Origin of the sequence: Klebsiella sp. AqSCr (genome assembly GCF_008452795.1) — a bacterium.
Lineage (GTDB): Bacteria > Pseudomonadota > Gammaproteobacteria > Enterobacterales > Enterobacteriaceae > Klebsiella > Klebsiella pneumoniae.
In genome coordinates, this window is sequence record NZ_MJDM01000004.1 from 76381 (window position 1) to 97968 (window position 21588).

The 21588-nt window shown below is 58.5% G+C and carries 23 protein-coding genes; 12 read left to right on the top strand and 11 right to left on the bottom strand.

Annotated elements, in window-relative coordinates; all coding sequences use genetic code 11:
- The first annotated feature begins 20 nt into the window (after positions 1-20).
- The 4 genes from secD to BHE81_RS02955 all read left to right on the top strand — a co-directional run bounded on the left by secD (position 21) and on the right by BHE81_RS02955 (position 4071).
- Positions 21-1868 carry a protein translocase subunit SecD gene (secD, locus tag BHE81_RS02940; RefSeq protein ID WP_002890400.1) on the top strand — a complete coding sequence of 616 codons (1848 nt, stop codon included), beginning with the start codon at positions 21-23 and terminating at the stop codon, positions 1866-1868.
- Between the two features lie 10 nt (positions 1869-1878).
- The gene (secF, locus tag BHE81_RS02945; RefSeq protein ID WP_002890403.1) at positions 1879-2850 is read left to right on the top strand and encodes a protein translocase subunit SecF; all 972 of its coding nucleotides are present in this window, start codon (positions 1879-1881) and stop codon (positions 2848-2850) included.
- 136 nt (positions 2851-2986) lie between these two features.
- Complete coding sequence (locus BHE81_RS02950) at positions 2987-3352, top strand: VOC family protein (protein ID WP_020802573.1); 366 nt, start codon at positions 2987-2989, stop codon at positions 3350-3352.
- Positions 3353-3375: 23 nt separating this feature from the next.
- Complete coding sequence (locus tag BHE81_RS02955; protein ID WP_016529544.1) at positions 3376-4071, top strand: helix-turn-helix transcriptional regulator; 696 nt, start codon at positions 3376-3378, stop codon at positions 4069-4071.
- Between the two features lie 54 nt (positions 4072-4125).
- Here BHE81_RS02955 and BHE81_RS02960 read toward each other — a convergent pair whose 3' ends face one another.
- Both BHE81_RS02960 and BHE81_RS02965 read right to left on the bottom strand, forming a co-directional pair.
- A complete protein-coding gene (locus tag BHE81_RS02960) occupies positions 4126-5010 on the bottom strand; it encodes a nucleoside-specific channel-forming protein Tsx (protein ID WP_002890412.1) in 885 nt (294 codons plus the stop codon).
- 298 nt (positions 5011-5308) lie between these two features.
- A complete protein-coding gene (locus tag BHE81_RS02965) occupies positions 5309-5848 on the bottom strand; it encodes a DUF3251 domain-containing protein (RefSeq protein WP_023302239.1) in 540 nt (179 codons plus the stop codon).
- 147 nt (positions 5849-5995) lie between these two features.
- Here BHE81_RS02965 and nrdR point away from each other — a divergent pair, with 147 nt between their 5' ends.
- The 6 genes from nrdR (at position 5996) to pgpA (ending at position 10088) form a co-directional block, all read left to right on the top strand.
- Positions 5996-6445 carry a transcriptional regulator NrdR gene (gene nrdR, locus BHE81_RS02970; protein WP_002890417.1) on the top strand — a complete coding sequence of 150 codons (450 nt, stop codon included), beginning with the start codon at positions 5996-5998 and terminating at the stop codon, positions 6443-6445.
- Positions 6446-6448: 3 nt separating this feature from the next.
- Positions 6449-7552, top strand: a complete 1104-nt coding sequence (gene ribD / locus BHE81_RS02975; protein WP_004144650.1) for a bifunctional diaminohydroxyphosphoribosylaminopyrimidine deaminase/5-amino-6-(5-phosphoribosylamino)uracil reductase RibD — start codon at positions 6449-6451, stop codon at positions 7550-7552.
- A gap of 87 nt (positions 7553-7639) precedes the next feature.
- Positions 7640-8110, top strand: a complete 471-nt coding sequence (gene ribE, locus BHE81_RS02980) for a 6,7-dimethyl-8-ribityllumazine synthase (RefSeq protein ID WP_001021161.1) — start codon at positions 7640-7642, stop codon at positions 8108-8110.
- Positions 8111-8129: 19 nt separating this feature from the next.
- Positions 8130-8549 carry a transcription antitermination factor NusB gene (nusB, locus tag BHE81_RS02985; protein ID WP_002891356.1) on the top strand — a complete coding sequence of 140 codons (420 nt, stop codon included), beginning with the start codon at positions 8130-8132 and terminating at the stop codon, positions 8547-8549.
- Between the two features lie 71 nt (positions 8550-8620).
- On the top strand, positions 8621-9592 hold the full coding sequence (gene thiL / locus BHE81_RS02990; RefSeq protein ID WP_004178737.1) for a thiamine-phosphate kinase: 972 nt from the start codon (positions 8621-8623) through the stop codon (positions 9590-9592).
- Entirely contained in the window at positions 9585-10088 is a 504-nt protein-coding gene (gene pgpA / locus BHE81_RS02995) for a phosphatidylglycerophosphatase A (protein ID WP_004177266.1), read from the top strand. Before thiL ends, pgpA begins: the two co-directional genes overlap by 8 nt.
- Before the next feature lie 45 nt (positions 10089-10133).
- Here the strand turns inward: pgpA and BHE81_RS03000 are convergent, their stop codons facing one another.
- The 4 genes from BHE81_RS03000 to xseB are packed head-to-tail and all read right to left on the bottom strand — an operon-like array spanning position 10134 to position 14192.
- On the bottom strand, positions 10134-11108 hold the full coding sequence (locus tag BHE81_RS03000) for an aldo/keto reductase (protein WP_023302238.1): 975 nt from the start codon (positions 11106-11108) through the stop codon (positions 10134-10136).
- 60 nt (positions 11109-11168) lie between these two features.
- Entirely contained in the window at positions 11169-13031 is a 1863-nt protein-coding gene (gene dxs / locus BHE81_RS03005; protein WP_110246390.1) for a 1-deoxy-D-xylulose-5-phosphate synthase, read from the bottom strand.
- Between the two features lie 18 nt (positions 13032-13049).
- Complete coding sequence (gene ispA / locus BHE81_RS03010) at positions 13050-13949, bottom strand: (2E,6E)-farnesyl diphosphate synthase (RefSeq protein WP_004144656.1); 900 nt, start codon at positions 13947-13949, stop codon at positions 13050-13052.
- Complete coding sequence (gene xseB, locus BHE81_RS03015; RefSeq protein WP_002891398.1) at positions 13950-14192, bottom strand: exodeoxyribonuclease VII small subunit; 243 nt, start codon at positions 14190-14192, stop codon at positions 13950-13952. It lies immediately after the preceding gene.
- Positions 14193-14373: 181 nt separating this feature from the next.
- Here xseB and thiI point away from each other — a divergent pair, with 181 nt between their 5' ends.
- Entirely contained in the window at positions 14374-15822 is a 1449-nt protein-coding gene (thiI, locus tag BHE81_RS03020) for a tRNA uracil 4-sulfurtransferase ThiI (protein WP_004151340.1), read from the top strand.
- A gap of 66 nt (positions 15823-15888) precedes the next feature.
- On the opposite strand, the gene BHE81_RS03025 is transcribed toward thiI, so the two are convergent.
- The 3 genes from BHE81_RS03025 to panE are packed head-to-tail and all read right to left on the bottom strand — an operon-like array spanning position 15889 to position 17883.
- Positions 15889-16365, bottom strand: coding sequence for an SRPBCC family protein (locus BHE81_RS03025; RefSeq protein WP_110246391.1), 477 nt, complete (start codon positions 16363-16365; stop codon positions 15889-15891).
- Between the two features lie 50 nt (positions 16366-16415).
- Positions 16416-17009 carry a protein deglycase YajL gene (gene yajL / locus BHE81_RS03030; RefSeq protein WP_002891460.1) on the bottom strand — a complete coding sequence of 198 codons (594 nt, stop codon included), beginning with the start codon at positions 17007-17009 and terminating at the stop codon, positions 16416-16418.
- Positions 16972-17883 (bottom strand): 2-dehydropantoate 2-reductase, encoded by a 912-nt coding sequence (gene panE / locus BHE81_RS03035; protein ID WP_004178742.1) that lies wholly within the window; start codon positions 17881-17883, stop codon positions 16972-16974. The genes yajL and panE overlap by 38 nt, the downstream gene beginning before the upstream one ends.
- A 191-nt stretch (positions 17884-18074) precedes the next feature.
- Between panE and BHE81_RS03040 the strand changes: the two genes are divergently transcribed.
- Positions 18075-18566 (top strand): YajQ family cyclic di-GMP-binding protein, encoded by a 492-nt coding sequence (locus BHE81_RS03040; protein WP_002891465.1) that lies wholly within the window; start codon positions 18075-18077, stop codon positions 18564-18566.
- A gap of 44 nt (positions 18567-18610) precedes the next feature.
- On the opposite strand, the gene BHE81_RS03045 is transcribed toward BHE81_RS03040, so the two are convergent.
- On the bottom strand, positions 18611-19975 hold the full coding sequence (locus BHE81_RS03045; protein ID WP_004144660.1) for an MFS transporter: 1365 nt from the start codon (positions 19973-19975) through the stop codon (positions 18611-18613).
- Positions 19976-20134: 159 nt separating this feature from the next.
- Positions 20135-21313 (bottom strand): Gfo/Idh/MocA family protein, encoded by a 1179-nt coding sequence (locus BHE81_RS03050; protein ID WP_004191717.1) that lies wholly within the window; start codon positions 21311-21313, stop codon positions 20135-20137.
- Positions 21314-21588: the final 275 nt, after the last annotated feature.

Consider the following 21588-nt stretch of genomic DNA (forward strand, 5'->3'; position numbering starts at 1 on the left):
TTTTCCCAAAGGGAACTGCCGTGTTAAACCGTTATCCTTTGTGGAAGTACGTCATGCTGGTCGTCGTCATTGTCGTCGGCCTGATCTATGCGCTTCCCAACCTGTATGGTGAGGATCCGGCTGTTCAAATCACTGGCGCGCGCGGCGTCGCCGCCAGTGAGCAAACGCTGATCCAGGTCCAGAAAACTTTACAAGAAGAAAAAATAACCGCGAAGTCTGTGGCACTGGAAGAGGGCGCTATTCTTGCGCGCTTCGACACCACTGATACCCAGCTGCGCGCGCGCGAAGCGCTGCTTAACGTGCTGGGTGACAAATACGTCGTGGCGCTGAACCTTGCTCCGGCAACCCCACGCTGGCTGGCGGCGCTCTATGCCGAGCCGATGAAGCTGGGTCTTGATCTGCGCGGCGGCGTGCACTTCCTGATGGAAGTCGACATGGACACCGCGTTAGGCAAACTGCAGGAACAGAACATCGATAGCCTGCGCAGCGAGCTGCGCGACAAAGGCATTCCTTACGCGACCGTGCGTAAAGAAGACAACTACGGTCTGAGCATCGTCTTCCGCGACAGCGCGGCGCGCGACCAGGCTATCTCTTATCTCAGCCCTCGCCATCGCGATCTGGTTATTTCCTCTCAGGGTGACAACAGCCTGAAAGCGGTGATGACCGATGAGCGCCTGAAAGAAGCCCGTGAGTACGCGGTTCAGCAGAACATTAATATCCTGCGTAACCGTGTGAACCAGCTGGGCGTCGCCGAGCCGCTGGTTCAGCGTCAGGGCGCTGACCGCATCGTGGTTGAGCTGCCGGGTATCCAGGATACCGCGCGTGCGAAGGAAATCCTTGGCGCGACCGCGACCCTCGAGTTCCGTCTGGTCAATACTAACGTGGACCAGTCCGCCGCCGCCTCTGGCCGCGTGCCGGGCGACTCGGAAGTGAAGCAGACGCGTGAAGGCCAGCCGGTAGTGCTGTACAAGCGGGTGATCCTGACCGGGGACCATATCACCGACTCGACCTCCAGCATGGATGAGTACAACCAGCCGCAGGTTAACATCTCGCTGGACAGCGCGGGCGGTAACATCATGTCTAACTTCACTAAGGACAACATCGGCAAGCCGATGGCGACCCTGTTCGTGGAGTATAAAGACAGCGGTAAGAAAGACGCTAACGGTCGCGCTATCCTGGCGAAAGAGGAAGAGGTGATTAACATCGCCAACATCCAGTCGCGTCTGGGTAACAGCTTCCGTATCACCGGTATCAGCAATCCGAACGAAGCGCGTCAGCTGTCGCTGCTGCTGCGTGCCGGCGCGCTGATTGCGCCGATTCAGATCGTCGAAGAGCGGACTATCGGCCCAACCCTGGGAATGCAGAACATCAAGCAGGGTCTGGAAGCCTGTCTGGCCGGTCTGGTGGTCTCTATCCTGTTCATGATCCTCTTCTATAAGAAGTTCGGCCTGATTGCGACCTCGGCGCTGATTGCCAACCTGATACTGATTGTCGGCATTATGTCCCTGATCCCGGGGGCGACGCTGACCATGCCGGGCATCGCGGGTATCGTGTTAACCCTGGCGGTGGCGGTCGATGCTAACGTTCTGATCAACGAGCGTATCAAAGAAGAGCTGAGCAACGGGCGTACCGTTCAGCAGGCGATTGACGAAGGTTATCGCGGCGCGTTCAGCTCGATCTTCGACGCCAACGTGACGACGCTTATCAAAGTGATCATCCTGTACGCGGTCGGTACCGGTGCCATTAAAGGGTTTGCGATTACCACCGGTATCGGTATCGCGACCTCAATGTTTACCGCTATCGTCGGCACCCGTGCCATCGTGAACCTGCTGTACGGCGGCAAGCGCGTTAAAAAGCTGTCTATCTGAGGAGTGCGTTGTGGCACAGGAATATACTGTTGAACAATTGAACCACGGCCGTAAAGTCTGGGACTTTATGCGCTGGGACTACTGGGCCTTCGGCATTTCAGGTTTTCTGCTGATTGTGTCGATCGCCATCATCGGCGTTCGCGGGTTTAACTGGGGGCTCGATTTCACCGGCGGTACGGTGATTGAAATTACCCTTGAGAAACCGGTCGATCTGGACCAGATGCGCGATTCCCTGCAGAAAGCGGGCTTTGAAGAGCCGCAGGTGCAGAACTTTGGCAGCAGCCGCGACATCATGGTACGTATGCCGCCGGTGCATGACGCCAACGGCAGCCAGGAGCTGGGCAGCAAGGTCGTGACGGTGATTAACGAATCGACCAGCCAGAATGCGGCAGTGAAGCGTATTGAGTTTGTCGGCCCGAGCGTCGGCGCGGACCTCGCGCAAACCGGCGCCCTGGCGCTGATTGCGGCGCTGGTCTGTATCCTGATCTACGTCGGCTTCCGCTTCGAATGGCGTCTGGCCGCCGGGGTGGTTATCGCCCTGGCGCACGACGTGGTGATCACCATGGGCGTGCTGTCGCTGTTCCATATCGAGATCGACCTGACCATCGTGGCCTCGTTGATGTCGGTTATCGGCTACTCGCTGAACGACAGTATCGTGGTATCGGACCGTATCCGTGAAAACTTCCGTAAGATCCGCCGCGGTACGCCGTATGAGATCTTTAACGTGTCGTTGACCCAGACGCTGCACCGTACCTTGATCACCTCTGGTACCACTTTGATGGTGATCCTGATGCTGTTCCTGTTCGGCGGCCCGATTCTGGAAGGCTTCTCGCTGACCATGCTGATCGGTGTTTCCATCGGTACGGCTTCTTCTATCTACGTCGCCTCCGCGCTGGCGTTGAAGCTGGGCATGAAGCGCGAGCATCTGATCCAGCAGAAGGTCGAAAAAGAAGGGGCGGATCAGCCGTCCATTCTGCCGTAATAGAGTTCAGTTGAGATAAAGCAATCCCGGCCCTTGCGGCCGGGATTTTTTTGCCCGCGACAAAACCTGCTGACAGTATGCTGTCAGGAGCCCTCCCATACACTGCCCCTGAACTCACTAACGAGCAGGAGGAAGTATGAACAACGTGATTAACTGGTTTGAAATTCCGGTCGCCGATATGGATCGCGCCGTCGCGTTTTATGAGCCGGTGATGCAAGTGTCGCTGCGTCGCGAAACCATGGATTGCGCCGAGCTGGCGGTGTTCCCGCATCAGGATCCGGCCCCCGGCGGCGCGCTGGCCAAATTTGAAGGTATCGCGCCCTCGGCGCAGGGCGCTATTATTTATCTGCATACTGATCATCTTGCCGCCACGCTGGAGCGCGTTGCCTCGGCGGGTGGGGCCTGTGTCTTCGGCCCGCTGACGCTGCCGAATGATATTGGCACCATCGCCCTGTTTACCGACAGCGAGGGCAACTGCGTCGGCCTGCACCAGCCGGCTTAACCTTAACTTTTGTGAAGTGAGACATGACCCGACGCGCCGACCGTTTATTTCAGATTGTGCAGATCCTGCGCGGCAGGCGGCTCACTACCGCCGCGCTGCTGGCGGAGCGGCTGGGCGTGTCGGAGCGTACCGTCTATCGCGATATTCGCGATCTCTCCCTCTCCGGCGTACCGGTGGAGGGCGAAGCGGGCAGCGGCTACCGGCTGCTGGCGGGCTACGATCTGCCGCCGCTGATGCTGACCACCAAAGAATCCGAGGCGCTGATCGCTGCGATTCGGCTGCTAAAAACCTGGGGCGGTGAGGCGCTGTCGCAGTCGCTGGAATCCGCCCAGGAGAAGATGCTGGCGATCCTGCCGGAGGCGCGTCGGCGCCAGGCGGAGCAGACTCGCCTGTTTGCCCCCGATTTCGGCGCCCATCGCTATGCTAAAACCCATTTTGACGTCATTCATCAGGCGGTCTCCGGCCAGCAGGTGCTGCAGCTGCGCTATCAGGATGAGACAGGCCGGGTGACCGAGCGCGACGTGCTGCCCCTGGGGCTGTTTTTCTGGGGCGAACGCTGGCTGCTGGTGGCCTGGTGCGAGCTGCGCAATGATTACCGCAATTTTCGCCTCGACCGTTGTCTGGAGGTCAGAAGGACCGAACGTCGATTCAGCGAGTGCGCCGACCGCTCGTTAAGCGATTTTCTGCGCAAGGTCCGGTGCGAGGTGCGGGAGAAATAAAAAAGCCCGGGCAGCAGGAGCTGCGGCCCGGGCGCTGTCTTGCTGTATCAGCAATCAGAAGTTGTAGCCGACCACGAAGTAACCACCCCAGCCGGTCGAGCGAACGCTGAACGGACCATCGCCGAAGTTCAGCTTCGCATCATCAGCCCACTGGCCGCCGTTATGGAAGTAACGGGCGACGATAGAGTAGTGCCAGTGCGCGTAGTTCAGCGCCAGGATGTGGCTGGAGGCGATAGAGTTGCTGGTGCGCGCGTGCTTCCCGTTCAGATCGTAGAAGTTGTCATCGCCGAGGTCAGAACCCCAGTCGAAGTTGGTGAAGCCGATGTAGCTCAGCGAACCGCCCCACAGGTCGGTCAGCGGCACAAAGTATTTCACTTTGAAGCGATAGCCGTCCCATTCGTTTTCGTTGGACGCGCCGTAGTTCTGCCACTGGTACTTGGCGTAGACGTTCAGCGACAGGCTCATTGGCAGGCCGGTATCGATATCGGTACCCAGACCCATATACCAGGTGCTCTGCTCCTGGGAGTCGTTGCGGCCCATATCGTAGATATAGTTGTTGGCGAAATACCATTCTTTGAACGGCCCGAAGCTCAGGTCGGTATTGGTCAGCTTATCGATAGAGAAACGCGGTTCGATCTCCATAAACAGCGGGGAACCTTTGTTCCAGATACCTTTTGCCGTGCTGTTGCCGCCGAAGAATACCGGGGCATCAATATAGCCGTAGAAATCAAACCAGTCTTTTTTGGCGAACGCTTCGTATTCCAGGTAGGTATCGTTACGGATCTGCGGTCCAAAACGGGTGTGGTAGCTGCCCACCACGTTAACACTCTGGTGCCACCAGTCAGACAGATACTGCGGTTTGTCGTTTTCTGCCGCGCCCGCGGCAAAAGTAGTGGAGAGCGCCACAACCGCACCCGCTGCCAGTAATGTTTTTTTCATAGTAATGCCACTGTTTAAATTGAGCCTGAAGGCGTTAAAAGAAGTGCCGAAGCGTTTCTAAATATTTCGTCTTTCTGTGGGGGTCTATTATAGGAATCATTGCTCACAAAAATACGTGTTGTTTCACATAACCAGAACATGCGTAATCGATTGCGTTCACGATTCTATGCATTTCTTGACAAAATGCTACTGAAAATCGCGCTGCAGAACGATTTCTAATGAACTCTTGCGAAAAGTTGTAAGTGGATAAGAAAGACGGGGCAGGACGTAGCCGGGCGGGGCAGGCCCGGCTGAAGGCTTACTGGGCGGCGGCGGGCTGGATATCGTGTACGCGAATAAAACCGACTTTATCTGGCGTTACATTGAGGCGCAACGGGATATCGACATCGCTGGGGGCGAGGGTGCTGGCCGGCGCGCTAATCAGCTGATCCTGAACATTGACTTCCTGATAGCTGTGGGTGGTGCCGGTGATCTGTCCGGAAGCGACGGTGGCGGTAAAGGCCGGCAGCGGATCGTTGGATTCGCCCTGAATGCGTAAGGTCAGGCGTGACCCATCGCCATCCGGGGTAATACTGCCCACCGACATGCGCAGGGTGCCGATCTGGCTCTCCAGCCGCGCCGGGGTCTTGGCCTCCGGCAGCAGATAGACGCCGCGGGTGGATTTGGCGTTCAGCGCGTTTTGCTGGGTGATTTTGATCGTTTGCTGGTTGAGCTGGGTCATCTCCTGGCTTAGCGTACTCGCGCTCTGGTGCATCTGGCGGATTTCGCTTTGCTGGGCGCAGGCGGTCAGGGTGAACAGGCAGCCCGCGATGGCGAGCTTCAGGTAACGTCTTGTCATGGTCAGGATTCCGTTTACAGAGGATGCTTAATGGTAGCCAAACCGGCCTCATCTCCCATAGATCCTTTGTCTCAAAAGCTCTTTCTTTGTAGTCCGGTCACTTCGCGGTAAACTACTCTTCAGTTTAACTACCTGTCAGGACGCGCTATGCATTGCCCTTTCTGTTTCGCCGTGGATACCAAAGTGATCGACTCTCGTCTGGTGGGGGAAGGCTCTTCCGTGCGTCGCCGTCGGCAGTGCCTGGTCTGTAATGAACGCTTTACCACCTTCGAAGTGGCGGAGCTGGTGATGCCGCGGGTGGTGAAGAGTAACGATGTGCGCGAACCCTTCAACGAAGACAAGCTGCGCAGCGGGATGCTGAAAGCGCTGGAGAAACGTCCGGTTAGCGCCGACGACGTGGAAATGGCGGTCAACCATATCAAGACTCATCTGCGCGGCACCGGCGAGCGCGAAGTGGCCAGCAAAATGATCGGCAACCTGGTGATGGAGCAGCTGAAAAAGCTGGATAAAGTCGCCTATATTCGCTTCGCGTCGGTCTATCGCAGCTTCGAAGATATTAAAGAATTCGGCGAAGAGATCGCCCGCTTACAGGACTAAGCCATGCAGGACGAAATGTACATGGCGCGTGCGCTGAAGCTTGCCGCGCGCGGTCGCTTTACTACCCATCCTAACCCTAACGTCGGCTGCGTCATTGTGAAAGACGGCGAGATCGTCGGCGAGGGGTTTCACTATCGCGCCGGCGAGCCGCATGCTGAAGTGCACGCCCTGCGCATGGCTGGCGAAAAGGCGCGCGGAGCCACCGCCTACGTCACTCTTGAGCCCTGCAGCCACCATGGCCGTACGCCGCCATGCTGCGATGCGCTGATTGCCGCCGGCGTCAGCCGCGTGGTCGCCGCGATGCAGGATCCGAACCCGCAGGTGGCGGGGCGCGGTTTGTATCGCCTGCAGCAGGCCGGCATTGAGGTCAGCCATGGGCTGATGATGAACGAAGCGGAAGCGCTGAATAAGGGCTTTCTGAAGCGGATGCGCACCGGTTTTCCCTGGGTGCAGCTGAAGCTGGGCGCCTCGCTGGACGGCCGCACGGCGATGGCCAGCGGCGAAAGCCAGTGGATCACCTCCCCGCAGGCGCGACGCGACGTGCAGCGTCTGCGCGCCCAGAGCCATGCCATCCTGACCAGCAGCGCCACCGTGCTGGCGGACGATCCGGCGCTGACCGTGCGCTGGCAGGAGCTGAGCGCCGATACCCAGGCGCTTTATCCCGAAGAGAATTTGCGCCAGCCGCTGCGCGTCGTTATCGACAGCCAGAACCGCGTCACGCCTGAGCATCGTATTGTGCAGCAGGCGGGGGAAACGCTGTTTGCCCGCCTGCGCGCCGATGAACGGCAGTGGCCGGAAAGTGCCCGCACGCTGCTGGTTCCGGAGCATAACGGCCATCTCGATCTGGTGCTGCTGATGATGCTGCTCGGCAAACAGCAGATCAACAGCGTCTGGGTTGAGGCAGGGGCCACGCTTGCCGGGGCGCTGCTGCAGGCGGGCCTGGTCGACGAGCTTATCGTCTATATTGCGCCTAAACTGTTAGGCAATGCGGCGCGTGGATTATGCGCGCTGCCGGGGCTTGAAGAGCTGAGCCAGGCCCCCCATTTTAAATTCAATGAGATACGTCAGGTTGGCCCGGATGTCTGCCTGCATTTAACCACTGCGTGAGGCTTTCCTGATTATTAGGAAGCAGCGCTCAGAATAATATGATAAAATCCGCCCCCCTTGCGGGGCACATGAACCCGAAGGAAGAGTATGAACATTATTGAAGCTAACGTTGCTACCCCGGACGCTCGCGTCGCCATCACCATTGCGCGTTTCAACAACTTTATCAATGACAGCCTGCTGGAAGGCGCGATTGACGCCCTGAAACGCATTGGTCAGGTAAAAGATGAAAACATCACCGTCGTTTGGGTTCCAGGCGCGTATGAGCTGCCGCTGGCGGCTGGCGCACTGGCGAAAACCGGTAAATATGACGCGGTGATCGCGCTGGGGACGGTGATTCGCGGCGGTACCGCCCACTTTGAATATGTGGCAGGCGGTGCCAGCAATGGCCTGGCGCATGTCGCTCAGGACAGCGAAATCCCGGTAGCCTTTGGTGTTCTGACCACTGAAAGTATTGAACAAGCCATTGAGCGCGCTGGCACCAAAGCCGGTAACAAAGGTGCAGAAGCTGCGCTGACCGCGCTGGAAATGATTAACGTATTGAAAGCCATCAAGGCCTGATTTTTGTAAGGGGAATTCCGTGAAACCTGCTGCTCGTCGCCGCGCCCGTGAGTGTGCCGTTCAGGCGCTCTACTCCTGGCAGTTGTCCCACAACGACATCGCTGATGTCGAATACCAGTTCCTGGCGGAACAGGACGTAAAAGATGTTGATGTTCTGTATTTCCGCGAACTGCTGTCCGGAGTGGCGACTAACAGCGCGTACCTCGACGGCCTGATGAAGCCCTACCTGTCCCGCCAGCTGGAAGAGCTGGGCCAGGTTGAAAAAGCGGTGCTGCGTATCGCGCTGTTTGAGCTGTCCAAACGTGATGACGTACCGTATAAAGTGGCCATCAATGAAGCTATCGAACTGGCGAAAACCTTCGGCGCTGAAGATAGCCACAAGTTCGTTAACGGCGTGCTGGACAAAGCGGCTCCGGTAATTCGTCCCCACAAGAAGTAAACTGCAGGCCGGGTTTTGCGAGGGTCGCCTCGCAGCCCGGCCTTATTTATTATTTTGCTGAGGCATAACGTATGGCATGCGGCGAATTCTCCCTGATTGCCCGTTATTTTGATCGCGTTAAAAGCGCCCGCCTTGATGTTGAAACCGGCATCGGCGATGACTGCGCGCTCCTGCATATTCCCGAGAAAAAAACGCTGGCAATCAGCACCGACACCCTGGTGGCGGGCAATCACTTCTTACCCGATATCGACCCTGCCGACCTCGCTTATAAAGCGCTGGCGGTGAACCTGAGCGACCTCGCGGCGATGGGCGCGGAGCCGGCGTGGCTCACGCTGGCGCTGACCTTGCCGGAGGTGGATGAAGTCTGGCTGGAAGCCTTCAGCGACAGCCTGTTTGTCCAGCTGGACTATTACGATATGCAACTGATTGGCGGCGACACTACCCGTGGCCCGCTCTCCATGACGCTGGGTATCCACGGCTTTGTGCCGCCGGGACGCGCCATGAAACGCGCTGGCGCGAAGCCGGGGGACTGGATCTATGTTACCGGCACTCCGGGAGATAGCGCCGCCGGTCTGGCTGTACTGCAGAATCGTCTAACGGTGGATGAACCGTCTGACGCCGACTACCTGCTGGCCCGTCATCTGCGGCCGATGCCGCGCGTGCTGCAGGGCCAGGCGCTGCGTGACCTGGCGACATCGGCTATCGATCTCTCCGACGGACTGATCTCCGATCTGGGCCATATTCTTAAAGCCAGCGGCTGCGGCGCACGTATCGATCTCGATGCCATGCCGTACTCCGATGCGATGCTGCGCCAGGTTGATTCTGAGCAGGCGCTGCGCTGGGCGCTCGCCGGCGGGGAAGATTACGAGCTGTGCTTTACCGTACCGGAGCTGAACCGCGGGGCGCTGGACGTGGCTCTTGGCCATCTTGGCGCGCGTTTTACCTGTATCGGACAGATTGCGCCGGAGAGCGAAGGGCTGCAGTTTATCCGCGACGGTAAGCCGGTCGCGCTTGATTTAAAGGGATACGATCACTTTGCGTAGTCGAGACGAGGCGCTTAGCCGCCTGAGCATGCGTAATCCGTGGCATCTGCTGGCGACCGGTTTTGGCAGCGGCTTAAGCCCGGTGGTGCCGGGGACGATGGGCTCGCTGGCGGCGATCCCGTTCTGGTATCTGATGACCTTTCTCCCCTGGCAGCTTTACTCGCTGGTGGTGATGATGAGCATCTGTATCGGCGTCTATCTGTGCCATCGCACGGCCAAAGATATGGGCACCCATGACCACGGCAGCATCGTCTGGGACGAGTTCGTCGGGATGTGGATCACCCTGATGGCGCTGCCGACCCTGGACTGGCAGTGGGTGGCCGCCGGCTTCGTGATTTTCCGTATCTTCGATATGTGGAAGCCGTGGCCGATTCGCTGGTTTGATCGCAATATCCACGGCGGAATGGGGATTATGGTCGACGACATCGTCGCCGGCGTGATCTCCGCTGGCGTGCTGTACGTCATTGGCCATCACTGGCCCATCGGTCTGCTTTAACCGCCTCTCCCCGGCAACGCTACGCTGCCGGGGAAACCACGCCCTTCACTTAAATCCCACCACCGGATGCGGCTGATACGGCGCCTCCAGCTTGTCGATCTGTTCCGGGGAGAGCGTCAAATCCACCGCCTGCAGCAGATCATCGAGCTGTTCCTGACGCGACGGGCCGATAATCGGCGCGGCGACGCCGGGTTTGCTTAACAGCCAGGCGAGGGCGACCTGGGCGCGGCTGGCGTCGAGTTCTTCCGCCACGTCCGCGAGATTCCCGGCGATCTGCGCATCGTTTTCTTCACTGGCGCTGTACAGCGATTTGCCGAACTCATCTGAGACCAGCCGGGCGGTGGTCTCACCCCAGGGGCGGGTTAGTCTGCCGCGCGCCAGCGGACTCCATGGGATCACCGCTACGCCGTTACGTTGGCACAGGGGCAGCATCTCATTCTCTTCTTCCCGGTAAATCAGGTTGTAGTGATCCTGCATGGTGACGAAGCGCGCCCAGCCGTTCTGCTGCTGGAGCGCCAGCGCCTGGGCAAACTGTCGGGCATGCATGGACGAGGCGCCGATATAGCGCGCTTTGCCGGCTTTCACCACCTCGTCCAGCGCTTCGAGCGTCTCTTCAATCGGGGTGGTATAGTCCCAGCGGTGGATCTGCAGCAGGTCGACATAGTCCATCCCGAGACGGCGCAGGCTGTCGTCGATGGAGCGCAGGATCTGCGCCCGGGAAAGTCCTTCCGCCAGATCGCCGACCTGGTGATACACCTTGGTGGCGACAACCACCTCGTCACGGCGGGCAAAGTCGCGCAGGGCGCGGCCAACGATCTCTTCGCTGCTGCCGTCGGAGTAGCTATTTGCGGTATCGAAGAAGTTGATGCCGCCTTCAATGGCGTGCTGGATAAGCGGGCGGCTGCTCTCTTCCGGAAGCGTCCAGGCGTGTCTGCCGCGGTCCGGCTCGCCGAAGGTCATGCAGCCGAGGCAGATTCGGGAAACACGTAAGGCAGTATCACCGAGGGGGATATAGTGCATAGTGCGCTCCTGCTATTCATCAAGGGTATCCCTTAAGCATAGCAGGAGCGGAAGGGGCAATTATGCCAGCCAGTCGCGGATTTTGGCTTCAATACCGGCGGCATCAAGGCCGAGGTCGGCGCGGATCTCTTCCTGAGTGCCCTGAGGAATAAAATAATCCGGCAGGCCAATATTGAGCACCGGTACCGCCCGGCGGTGGGCCATCAGCACTTCGTTCACGCCGCTGCCGGCGCCGCCCATGATGGCGTTCTCTTCCAGCGTCACCAGCGAGTCGTGCTCGCCGGCCAGCTGGAGGATCAGCGCGGTATCCAGCGGCTTCACAAAGCGCATATCCACCAGGGTGGCGTTGAGTTTGTCCGCTACCGCCGCGGCTTCCGGCAGCAGGGTGCCAAAGTTGAGGATCGCTATTTTCTCGCCCTGACGTTTCACCACCCCTTTGCCGATCGGCAGCGATGCCAGCGGCTCGAGCGTCGCGCCGGTGCCGCTACCGCGCGGATAGCGCACCGCGCAGGGGCCGTCGCTGTAGTGGTAGCCGGTGTACAGCATCTGGCGACATTCATTTTCATCGCTCGGGGTCATTACCACCATATCCGGAATACAGCGCAGGAAGGAGAGATCGAACGCTCCCTGATGCGTCTGGCCGTCTGCGCCGACGATCCCGGCGCGGTCGATAGCAAACAGCACCGGCAGCTTCTGGATAGCCACATCATGGATCACCTGATCGTAGGCTCGCTGCAGGAAGGTGGAGTAGATCGCCACCACCGGCTTGTAGTCGCCAATCGCCAGCCCGGCGGCGAAGGTGACCGCATGCTGCTCGGCAATGGCGACGTCAAAGTACCGATCGGGGAATTTCTTCGAAAACTCCACCATCCCTGAACCTTCGCGCATCGCCGGCGTGATCGCCATCAGCTTGTTGTCTTTGGCCGCCGTTTCACACAGCCAGTCGCCGAAGATTTTCGAGTAGGAAGGGAGGCCGCCGCTGCTTTTGGGCAGTACGCCGCTGGTATGGTCGAATTTTGGCACCGCATGGAAGGTGATCGGGTCTTTCTCGGCGGGCTCATAGCCGCGGCCTTTTTTGGTCATAATATGCAGGAACTGCGGGCCTTTCAGGTCGCGCATGTTCTTCAGCGTGCTGACCAGACCGAGCACGTCATGGCCATCCACCGGGCCAATGTAGTTAAAGCCCAGCTCTTCAAACAGCGTGCCCGGCACCACCATCCCTTTGATATGCTCTTCGGTACGCTTAAGCAGCTCTTTAATCGGCGGCACCCCGGAGAAGACCTTTTTGCCCCCTTCGCGCAGGGTGGAGTAGAGCTTACCGGAGAGCAGCTGCGCCAGATGATTGTTCAGCGCGCCGACGTTCTCGGAAATCGACATTTCATTGTCATTCAGCACCACCAGCAGGTCGGGTTTGATATCCCCGGCGTGGTTCATCGCCTCAAACGCCATGCCGGCGGTGATCGCCCCGTCGCCAATGACGCACACCGCGCGCCGCTGCTTATCCTCTTTCGCGGCGGCGATAGCCACCCCGATACCCGCGGAAATGGAAGTGGAGGAGTGACCGACGCTCAGCACGTCATACTCGCTTTCACCGCGCCACGGGAAGGGATGCAGGCCGCCTTTCTGACGAATGGTGCCGATTTTGTCCCGGCGATCGGTCAGAATTTTATGCGGGTAGGCCTGATGGCCGACGTCCCAGATCAGGCGATCGAACGGCGTGTTATACACGTAGTGCAGCGCCACGGTCAGTTCCACTGTGCCGAGGCCAGAGGCAAAGTGACCGCTGGAACGGCTGACGCTGTCCAGTAGATAGCGCCGCAGCTCATCACATAGCTTCGGCAGGCTCTCTTTTGGCAACAGGCGCAACTCCTGGGTGGAATCTACCAGCGCCAGGGTCGGGTATTTGGCAATATCAAAACTCATCAGAGACTCATTTTTTGTTTATTTATCGCGCTGAATAATGTAATTCGCGAGCGCTTCCAGTGCCGAAGTATCCAGAGATTGTGCGGCCAGCTCATCTAACGACCGGCGGGCATCAGCGATCAGGTCGTGCGCTTTCTTCCGGGCTTGCTCAAGACCCAGGAGGGCGGGATAGGTGCTTTTACCCAATTGCTGGTCGGCACCCTGACGTTTGCCAAGGGTCGCAGTATCCCCTACCACGTCGAGAATGTCATCCTGGACCTGGAAGGCAAGACCGATATTTTCCGCATAGCGATCCAGCGCGGGCAGGGCAGCGCGGCCGCGTTCGCCGGCGCTCAGGGCTCCCATCCGGACGGCGGCGCGGATCAGGGCGCCCGTTTTATGGCGATGGATACGCTCCAGCGCCTGTAAATCAACCTGCTGTCCCTCGGCCTGCAGATCCAGCGCCTGGCCGCCGCACATGCCCGCCACGCCGCTGGCCTGCGCCAGTTCGGAAACCATCGCCAGCCGGTCCCGGTCAGGAACGTCGACCATCGGCGCATCACTCAGTATAGAGAACGCCAGCGTTTGCAGGGCATCTCCCGCAAGAATTGCGTTGGCTTCGCCAAATTTAATATGGCAGGTCGGCAGGCCGCGGCGCAGATCGTCATCATCCATCGCCGGCAAATCATCATGCATCAGGGAGTAGGCATGAATGCATTCGACCGCCGCGGCAGGAGCATCCAGCGTGGTACGGCACACGCCGAACATCTCGCCGGTGGCGTAGACAAGGAAGGGACGCAGGCGTTTACCGCCTAACAATGCGCCATAATGCATCGCTTCCACCAGCGGAGTGTTCTGAAAGGGCTGCGGGGCGATGAAACGGCGCAGCGCTTCGTTTGCCTGTTCCACACAGGCCTGCAATTGTTGCGGGAAATCCATTTATTCAGCGTCCGGCGTAAAAGGCGTGGTCGGGGAATCTTCACTATCCGCCAGCAGGATCTGCACGCGCTGTTCGGCCTTCTGCAGCTGACTTTGCCCCTGGCGCGCCAGCTGTACGCCGCGCTCAAATTCGCTTAGCGCTTCCTCTAACGGCAAATCGCCGCTTTCCAGACGGTTAACGATCTGCTCCAGTTCGCCCAGAGCAGTTTCAAAGCTGGCCGGGGCCTCATTTTTCTTTGGCATAGTGAATGTAGACTCTTGTTATGTCGCGACGGCAATACCGGGTATGGTAACGAAGTCACGCGTGTAAGCAAATAACGCGCAATGGTGATATACTCCGCGCCCAGGATGCAGGCACCGGTGTGCGCTGCTTTACAACTTTTGCTTATAGCCCCGTCGGGCTTGCCAACGAACTATTGTCGCTATGAAGTTTATCATTAAATTGTTCCCGGAAATCACCATCAAAAGCCAATCTGTGCGGTTGCGCTTCATTAAAATCTTAACCGGGAACATTCGTAACGTTCTCAAAAACTATGATGAGACGCTGGCCGTCGTCCGTCATTGGGATCATATCGAAGTTCGCGCGAAAGATGAAAATCAGCGCCCGGCTATTCGCGATGCGCTGACCCGTATCCCCGGCATCCACCATATTCTGGAAGTCGAAGACGTGCCGTTCACCTCGCTGCACGATATTTTCGAGCAGACGCTGCCGCTGTGGCGCGAGGCGCTGGAAGGCAAAACCTTCTGCGTGCGAGTGAAGCGTCGCGGCAAACATGAATTCACCTCAATTGAAGTGGAACGCTACGTCGGCGGCGGCCTGAATCAGCATATTGAAACGGCGCGCGTGAAGCTGACCGACCCGGACGTCACCGTCAATCTCGAGATTGAAAACGATCGCCTGCTGCTGGTGAAAGGCCGCTATGAAGGCATCGGCGGTTTCCCGATCGGCACCCAGGAAGATGTGCTGTCGCTGATCTCCGGCGGCTTTGACTCCGGCGTCTCCAGCTACATGCTGATGCGCCGCGGCTGCCGCGTTCATTACTGCTTCTTTAACCTTGGCGGCGCCGCCCATGAGATTGGCGTCCGTCAGGTCGCGCATTATCTGTGGAACCGCTTCGGCAGCTCACACCGCGTTCGCTTTGTGGCGATTAACTTTGAGCCAGTAGTCGGCGAAATCCTTGAAAAAGTGGACGACGGCCAGATGGGCGTCGTGCTCAAGCGCATGATGGTCCGCGCCGCGTCAAAAGTCGCGGAACGCTATGGCGTGCAGGCGCTGGTCACCGGCGAAGCGCTCGGCCAGGTCTCCAGTCAGACCCTCACTAACCTGCGCCTGATCGATAATGTCTCCGATACTCTGATCCTGCGCCCGCTGATTTCGCACGATAAAGAGCACATCATCGACCTGGCGCGTGAGATCGGCACGGAAGATTTCGCCCGCACCATGCCGGAATATTGCGGCGTGATCTCCAAGAGCCCGACCGTGAAGGCGGTGAAGGCGAAGATCGAAGCGGAAGAAGAACACTTCGATTTCAGCATCCTTGATAAAGTGGTGGAAGAGGCGAGCAATATCGATATCCGCGAGATCGCCCAGCAGACGGAAGAGACGGTGGTGGAAGTGGAAACCGTGACCGGCTTTGGCGCCAACGACGCGATCCTCGACATTCGCTCCATCGACGAGCAGGAAGACAAGCCGCTGAAGGTCGAGGGGGTTGAGGTTGTTTCCCTGCCGTTCTACAAGCTAAGCACCAAATTTGGCGATCTCGATCAGAGCAAAACCTGGCTGCTGTGGTGCGAGCGCGGGGTGATGAGCCGTCTGCAGGCGCTTTATTTGCGCGAGCAGGGCTTCAGCAACGTGAAAGTGTATCGCCCGTAACAGGTTGTTATGATGCAAAAGGCCTTCCCTGATGGAAGGCCTTTTTACTATTGGCAGGGGAGTATATTAGCGCAGGGTCAGCGCCAGGTCATTGAGCTGATCGATGACAATATTCCAGCCCTCGAAAAATCCCATCTGCTCATGCTGCTCGCGGGTTTCATCATCGGCATGCAGCACCGTAGCCGTATAGCGACACCCGCCCTGTTCATCGGCAAAGGTGATGATGGCCGTCATCGCGAAGGGGGAAACGGCGGGGCGATAATCCGCCGTCAGCATCGAGGTCATGACGATTTTTTGTTGCAGGATAACCTCAAGAAAACAGCCGGGGTTATCGCTGCGTTCACCGTCAGGCCCGTGCATCACGGTGTGAAAGGCCCCGCCGGCGCGAAAATCAAAGGCCAGAACCTCGGTTTGCCAGGGCTTAGGGCACCACCAGGTTCGGAGTAATGCCGGGTCGGCCCACGCGCGCCACAGGGCTGGGGCGGGCGCGCTGAGCAGGCGGCTGATTACAAGATCGCGAGAATCGGTTGCGCTCCGGGACATGCTGCGACTCCTCAGGAAAAGGGGAGCCAGCCCGCGGCGCGGACCGGCTATCAGGCTTCGTAGTAATTATAGATGCCAGCGGCCATCACCAGTTGTGAGGCGACCTCATACGCTTTCTCGCGCCCCACCAGCAGATCGATCATTTTCAGGGCGAAATCAATCGAAGTCCCCGGACCCTGGCTGGTTAACAGATTCACCCGCGGATCCCAGACCACTCTTTTATCCTGCCACTGCTCGGCGGGGATATGTTCCTTCAGCGCCGGAAAACCGGTCATGTTGCCGATCGGGAACAGATTATGGGGTACCAGCACGGTCGCCGGGGCGGCGCAGATGGCGGCCACAATGCGCCCAGAGAGATGAAACTGGCGGACGGTTTCCACCAGTAGCGTGCTGTCGCGGAAGCACTCTGCGCCCTTGATACCGCCCGGGAGGACGATGATATCGAAATCACCATCGGCCACCTCGACCAGCGGCGCATCCGCCAGCAGTTTGACGCCGCGCGAACAGACGATGGTCAGGCTGCCGTCGCTGGCGACGCTGGCGGTGGTCACCTTTACTCCGCCGCGGACCAGCAGGTCGATAGTGGTGACCGCTTCGGTCTCTTCGCTACCAGGGGCGAGGCAAATCAGTGCCGACGCGCTCATATTCATTCTCCTTACGCTTGATCAATTCAAATAAGCGGGCGTTTTCCGGTACGGCGACGCCGTGGGCGCGGGCGCGGTTGAGCAGAAAACCGGTGATGTAGTCGATCTCTGTATGCCGCTGGGCGCGAACGTCCTGCAGCATGGAAGAGATATTTTCTGCCGTACTTTCAATTACCTGTTCGACATAAAATAGCAGGTTTTCCGCCGAGGTATGAATACCTTCGCGCTCCATCACCGCCGCCACCTCGCGACAAATGGCCGCAACTTCCTGCGTATAGTCGCGCAGATCGCCGTTTTTACACCCTTTGAGCGCGGTCAGAGGGTTAATCACGCAGTTAACCGCCAGCTTGCGCCAGATGGCCGAGTGGATATTGTTATGCCAGGCGACATCCGGCAGCACGCTCTGCAGAACTTCTGCGAGATAGCTGTAGTCCCCCTCGTAGCTTTTTGCCGGTCCAATATGCGTGGTGCCCTGGGCAACGTGGATGATGACATTCCCATCGCGCCGCGCCGCCTGGGTCGTGGAGGCCAGCAGCAATGGCTGTTTCACGCCGCGCAGCTCCTCGACGGTGCCCATGCCGTTATGAATCAGCACAATTGGCGTGGTGTCCGACAGGATCCCGGCCAGGTGCTTTACCGCATTCGACACCTGCCAGGCCTTTAAGGTGACGATCAGCAGCTCGCTGCTGGCGAGAAAATCGGGGTCGTTGGCCGTCAGCGATTCGTTGAACACTGAGCCATCGGTTTCAATGACGTTGACGCTACAGAATGGCTGCGGTACGCGCAGCCAGCCCTGGACTTCATGTCCCTGTTTGTACAACGCGGTCAGCCATAGTTGTCCCAGCGCACCGCATCCCAGTACGGTTACTTTCATTGTTCCTCCTCATCTGCCGCTATCCCAGGCGCTGATGGCTAAAGTCTATCTCGTCGCTTTTCGCATCGTCGGACATCACGGGGAAAATAGCGCGAGCGTTGCGTAATCAGCTAAGCTTCCGGGATAACAAGTTGAGTTATGCCGCGTTGCAGGTATTATGCAACGCAAAAGAAACGGAAGGAGAGGAAAAGATGCCATCTTTCGATATTGTCTCTGAAGTTGATCTTCAGGAAGCCCGTAACGCGGTGGACAACGCGAGCCGCGAAGTCGAGTCGCGTTTTGATTTTCGTGGCGTTGAAGCCACTTTTGAATTAAACGACGCCAACAAGACCATTAAAGTGCTGAGCGAGTCTGACTTCCAGGTGAACCAGCTGCTGGATATCCTGCGCGCCAAGCTGCTCAAGCGCGGCATTGAAGGCACCTCCCTCGACGTACCGGAAGATATCGTGCACAGCGGTAAAACCTGGTTTGTTGAAGCGAAGCTGAAGCAAGGCATTGAAAGCGCGGTGCAGAAGAAGATCGTTAAACTGATCAAAGACAGCAAGCTGAAAGTGCAGGCCCAGATTCAGGGTGAAGAGATCCGCGTGACCGGTAAGTCCCGCGACGATCTGCAGTCGGTGATGGCGCTGGTGCGCGGTGGCGATCTGGGACAGCCGTTCCAGTTCAAAAACTTCCGCGACTAAGGCGGCGGGCAGACAGCAAAAAGCGGGGAATTCCCCCGCTTTTTTTATACCCCTTTGATGAGCTGCTCTATCTCGAAGCGGTTGGTGACCTTGCTGTCGATTTTGATATACACCGAACGCTCCTCGGGTACCACCAGCGCCTGATGAACCCCGCTGGCGCTCAGCAGACGCGCCTGCAGCGCGCTGTCGACCACCACGCCGTCCGGCACCTCCACCCGCAGGCTGCTGACGTACGGCGGCTCGCTCATGGTGCTGGCCACCAGCAGCCACAGCATCGCCAGCAGGGCGCCCAGCAGAAACACGGTTTGCGAATCAAAGAAACCATCGACCCAGCCGCCAAGCGCGCCGCCAATCGCCACGCCGAGAAACTGGCTGGTGGAGTAGACGCCCATCGCGGTGCCTTTGTAGCCCGCCGGAGACTCCTTGCTAATTAGCGACGGCAGCAGCGCTTCCAGCAGGTTAAACGCCAGGAAGAAGAGCTGAACGCCCGCCACCAGCTCCCAGAAGTAGCCTCCGGCGCCCCAGAGGACAATTTCCGCAATCAGCAGGATGGCGACGCAGAGCAGGAAGACGCGCTTCATCTTGCGCTTCACTTCGGCGTAGATGATAAACGGCACCACCGAGATGAACGAGATAACCATGGTGACCAGGTAAATCTTCCAGTGCTCGGCGGCCGGGAAGCCGGCGGCCTCCAGTTGTCCGGGCAGGGCGACAAAAGTGGACATCAGCATAATGTGCAGGCACATGATGCCAAAGTTAAGCTTCAGCAGGCGCGGCTCCGCCAGCACCTTGCTAAAGCAGCCCTTCACCATCCCGGATTCGCGGTTAAGGACATGGTTATGGCTGTTGGGCACCACCCACAGGGTGAGCAGGATGCCGACGGTCGCCAGGATGGCGATCATCCAGAACAGCGCGTGCAGACCCAGCTGGTGGGTGACAATCGGCCCCAGCACCATGGCGATGGCGAAGGTGACGCCGAAGCTGACGCCGATAAAGGCCATCGCTTTGGTGCGGTTCTGTTCGCGGGTGAGATCGGACAGCAGGGCCATAACCGCGGCGGCGATGGCGCCGGAGCCCTGCAGGGCGCGGCCAAGAATGATGCCCCAGATGGAGTCGGTGAGCGCGGCGATGACGCTGCCGAGCACGAAGATAAGCAGGCCGCCGACGATCAATGGCTTACGGCCAATACGGTCAGATAACAGTCCGAAGGGGATCTGGAACACCGCCTGCGCCAGGCCGTAGATACCGATCGCCAGGCCAATCAGCGCTTCACTGGCACCCTGCAACGCCATGCCATACGTGGTCAGAACCGGCAGGACCATAAACATGCCAAGCATGCGCAGGGAGAATACTGTCCCCAAACCCCAGGTCGCGCGCAGTTCCCCTGGCGTCATTTTGTTATCGTTCATTACCACCTCAAAATAAAAACTGCGCCTAGTGTAGCGGCGGGGGGTAAGAAGCGTAAATAAATGTTTGTTTAACAGATATTACGGGGCTGTTGCGCGATGCGGCAAGTTGGTAAAAATCAATAAACCAGTGGAGGGGGACTCCACTGGCGAGGGGGAAAATTAAGGTAAAGTAAAGTCAACCCACTGGCTGCCAGCGTCAGCCGATTTGACGCACTGCTCTACCCAATAGACGCCGTGCAGCCCGGCTTCGACGTCCGGATACCAGAAGTCTTGCAGGAAGGCGCGATCGTCGCGGTCCGTGGCGTCAATCGCCTGCGCATAGCGGCGATAGAGGTTGGCCCAGGCTTCGAACAGCCCTTCCGGATGGCCGCCGCCAATGCGGTCATCCGCCAGCGCGTTCGGCGACAGGTAGGGCATTCCACGTTCCAGAATGCGCGCCGGCTCGCCCTGCACCTCATAGCTGAGCTGGTTAGGATGCTCATCCCACCATTCGATGCTTGCTTTTTCGCCGACGATGCGCACTTTTTGCGAGTGCATGGCGCCGCTGTTGACCGCGCTGGTCCACATGGATCCAACCGCGCCGTTGTCATATTCCATCAGGACAAAGGCGTTATCTTCCAGCGGCGCGCGGGAGGGAACAAAGCTCTGACGGGAGCACATCAGCCGTTTGATATTGAGCTGCGGCGCCATGGTTTCGGCGACAAACAGCGGATGGGTGGCCAGATCCCCAAGCACATAGCTGGGCCCGGCAAACTTCGGCGTTACTCGCCAGCGGGTGGATTCTGCCTGCAGCTCGACGGCTTGGTTATGGAAGCCGTGGGCGAATTGCATGTTAACGATGCGGATCTCGCCGAGCAGTCCATCGGCAATCATCTGCCGCGCCTGCTGGATCATCTGATAGCCTGCATAGCCGTAGGTGACGCCGACGATTTTGTTCTGTTTTTTGCTCAGATCCACCAGCTCGCGCGCCTCTTCGGCGGTAAAGCAGAGGGGCTTTTCGCAGATAACGTGGAGTCCCGCCTCCAGCGCCGCTTTGGTGATGGCGAAATGGGTATTGTTCGGGGTGGTGACCGAGACGACCTCGATCCCGTCAGGGCGCTGCGCCTCTTCGCGAAACAGGGTCTGGTAGTCGGCGTAGCAGCGCTCCGGCGCGATGCCCAGTTGCTCACCGAACGCGCGCCCGCGCTCGGCATCGACGTCAAGCGCGCCGGCCAGCAGGGTATAAACATTGTCACGCAGCGCCGCACAGCGGTGGCTGTAGCCGATCTGACTGGTTCCCCCGCCGCCGACCATGCCCCAGCGCAGGGAACGGGATAAGGGTTTCAGGCCGTTTAACATGGTGCTCTCCTTTTTGAAATCATTTGCACTCTGAGGCGCTCAATGCCGACGCCTGCGGCAACGCGCATCCGGATAGACTGACTTCAACTTAAGGAAATGTTTGTTCTGTTTCAATTGTGTTGTGGAATTTATTTTCCATATATGCGAGGGGGATCGAATTAGCGATAGTTTCTTTTGCGCTTGGTTGAAAAGGTGAGGGCGGGATATCGCCTGCCGGAGTCGTCCAGATTGTTGCGGGCGTTTTTTCGTTTCAAAAAAATATGAAATAAATTTTC

Coding starts and splice junctions, on each gene's coding strand:
- BHE81_RS02950 (WP_020802573.1), top strand. CDS start 2,987: ATGAACAACGTGATTAACTGGTTTGAAATTCCGGTCGCCGATATGGAT.
- BHE81_RS02955 (WP_016529544.1), top strand. CDS start 3,376: ATGACCCGACGCGCCGACCGTTTATTTCAGATTGTGCAGATCCTGCGC.
- BHE81_RS02960 (WP_002890412.1), bottom strand. CDS start 5,010: ATGAAAAAAACATTACTGGCAGCGGGTGCGGTTGTGGCGCTCTCCACT.
- BHE81_RS02965 (WP_023302239.1), bottom strand. CDS start 5,848: ATGACAAGACGTTACCTGAAGCTCGCCATCGCGGGCTGCCTGTTCACC.
- nrdR (WP_002890417.1), top strand. CDS start 5,996: ATGCATTGCCCTTTCTGTTTCGCCGTGGATACCAAAGTGATCGACTCT.
- ribD (WP_004144650.1), top strand. CDS start 6,449: ATGCAGGACGAAATGTACATGGCGCGTGCGCTGAAGCTTGCCGCGCGC.
- ribE (WP_001021161.1), top strand. CDS start 7,640: ATGAACATTATTGAAGCTAACGTTGCTACCCCGGACGCTCGCGTCGCC.
- thiL (WP_004178737.1), top strand. CDS start 8,621: ATGGCATGCGGCGAATTCTCCCTGATTGCCCGTTATTTTGATCGCGTT.
- BHE81_RS03000 (WP_023302238.1), bottom strand. CDS start 11,108: ATGCACTATATCCCCCTCGGTGATACTGCCTTACGTGTTTCCCGAATC.
- dxs (WP_110246390.1), bottom strand. CDS start 13,031: ATGAGTTTTGATATTGCCAAATACCCGACCCTGGCGCTGGTAGATTCC.
- ispA (WP_004144656.1), bottom strand. CDS start 13,949: ATGGATTTCCCGCAACAATTGCAGGCCTGTGTGGAACAGGCAAACGAA.
- xseB (WP_002891398.1), bottom strand. CDS start 14,192: ATGCCAAAGAAAAATGAGGCCCCGGCCAGCTTTGAAACTGCTCTGGGC.
- thiI (WP_004151340.1), top strand. CDS start 14,374: ATGAAGTTTATCATTAAATTGTTCCCGGAAATCACCATCAAAAGCCAA.
- BHE81_RS03025 (WP_110246391.1), bottom strand. CDS start 16,365: ATGTCCCGGAGCGCAACCGATTCTCGCGATCTTGTAATCAGCCGCCTG.
- yajL (WP_002891460.1), bottom strand. CDS start 17,009: ATGAGCGCGTCGGCACTGATTTGCCTCGCCCCTGGTAGCGAAGAGACC.
- panE (WP_004178742.1), bottom strand. CDS start 17,883: ATGAAAGTAACCGTACTGGGATGCGGTGCGCTGGGACAACTATGGCTG.
- BHE81_RS03040 (WP_002891465.1), top strand. CDS start 18,075: ATGCCATCTTTCGATATTGTCTCTGAAGTTGATCTTCAGGAAGCCCGT.
- BHE81_RS03045 (WP_004144660.1), bottom strand. CDS start 19,975: ATGAACGATAACAAAATGACGCCAGGGGAACTGCGCGCGACCTGGGGT.
- BHE81_RS03050 (WP_004191717.1), bottom strand. CDS start 21,313: ATGTTAAACGGCCTGAAACCCTTATCCCGTTCCCTGCGCTGGGGCATG.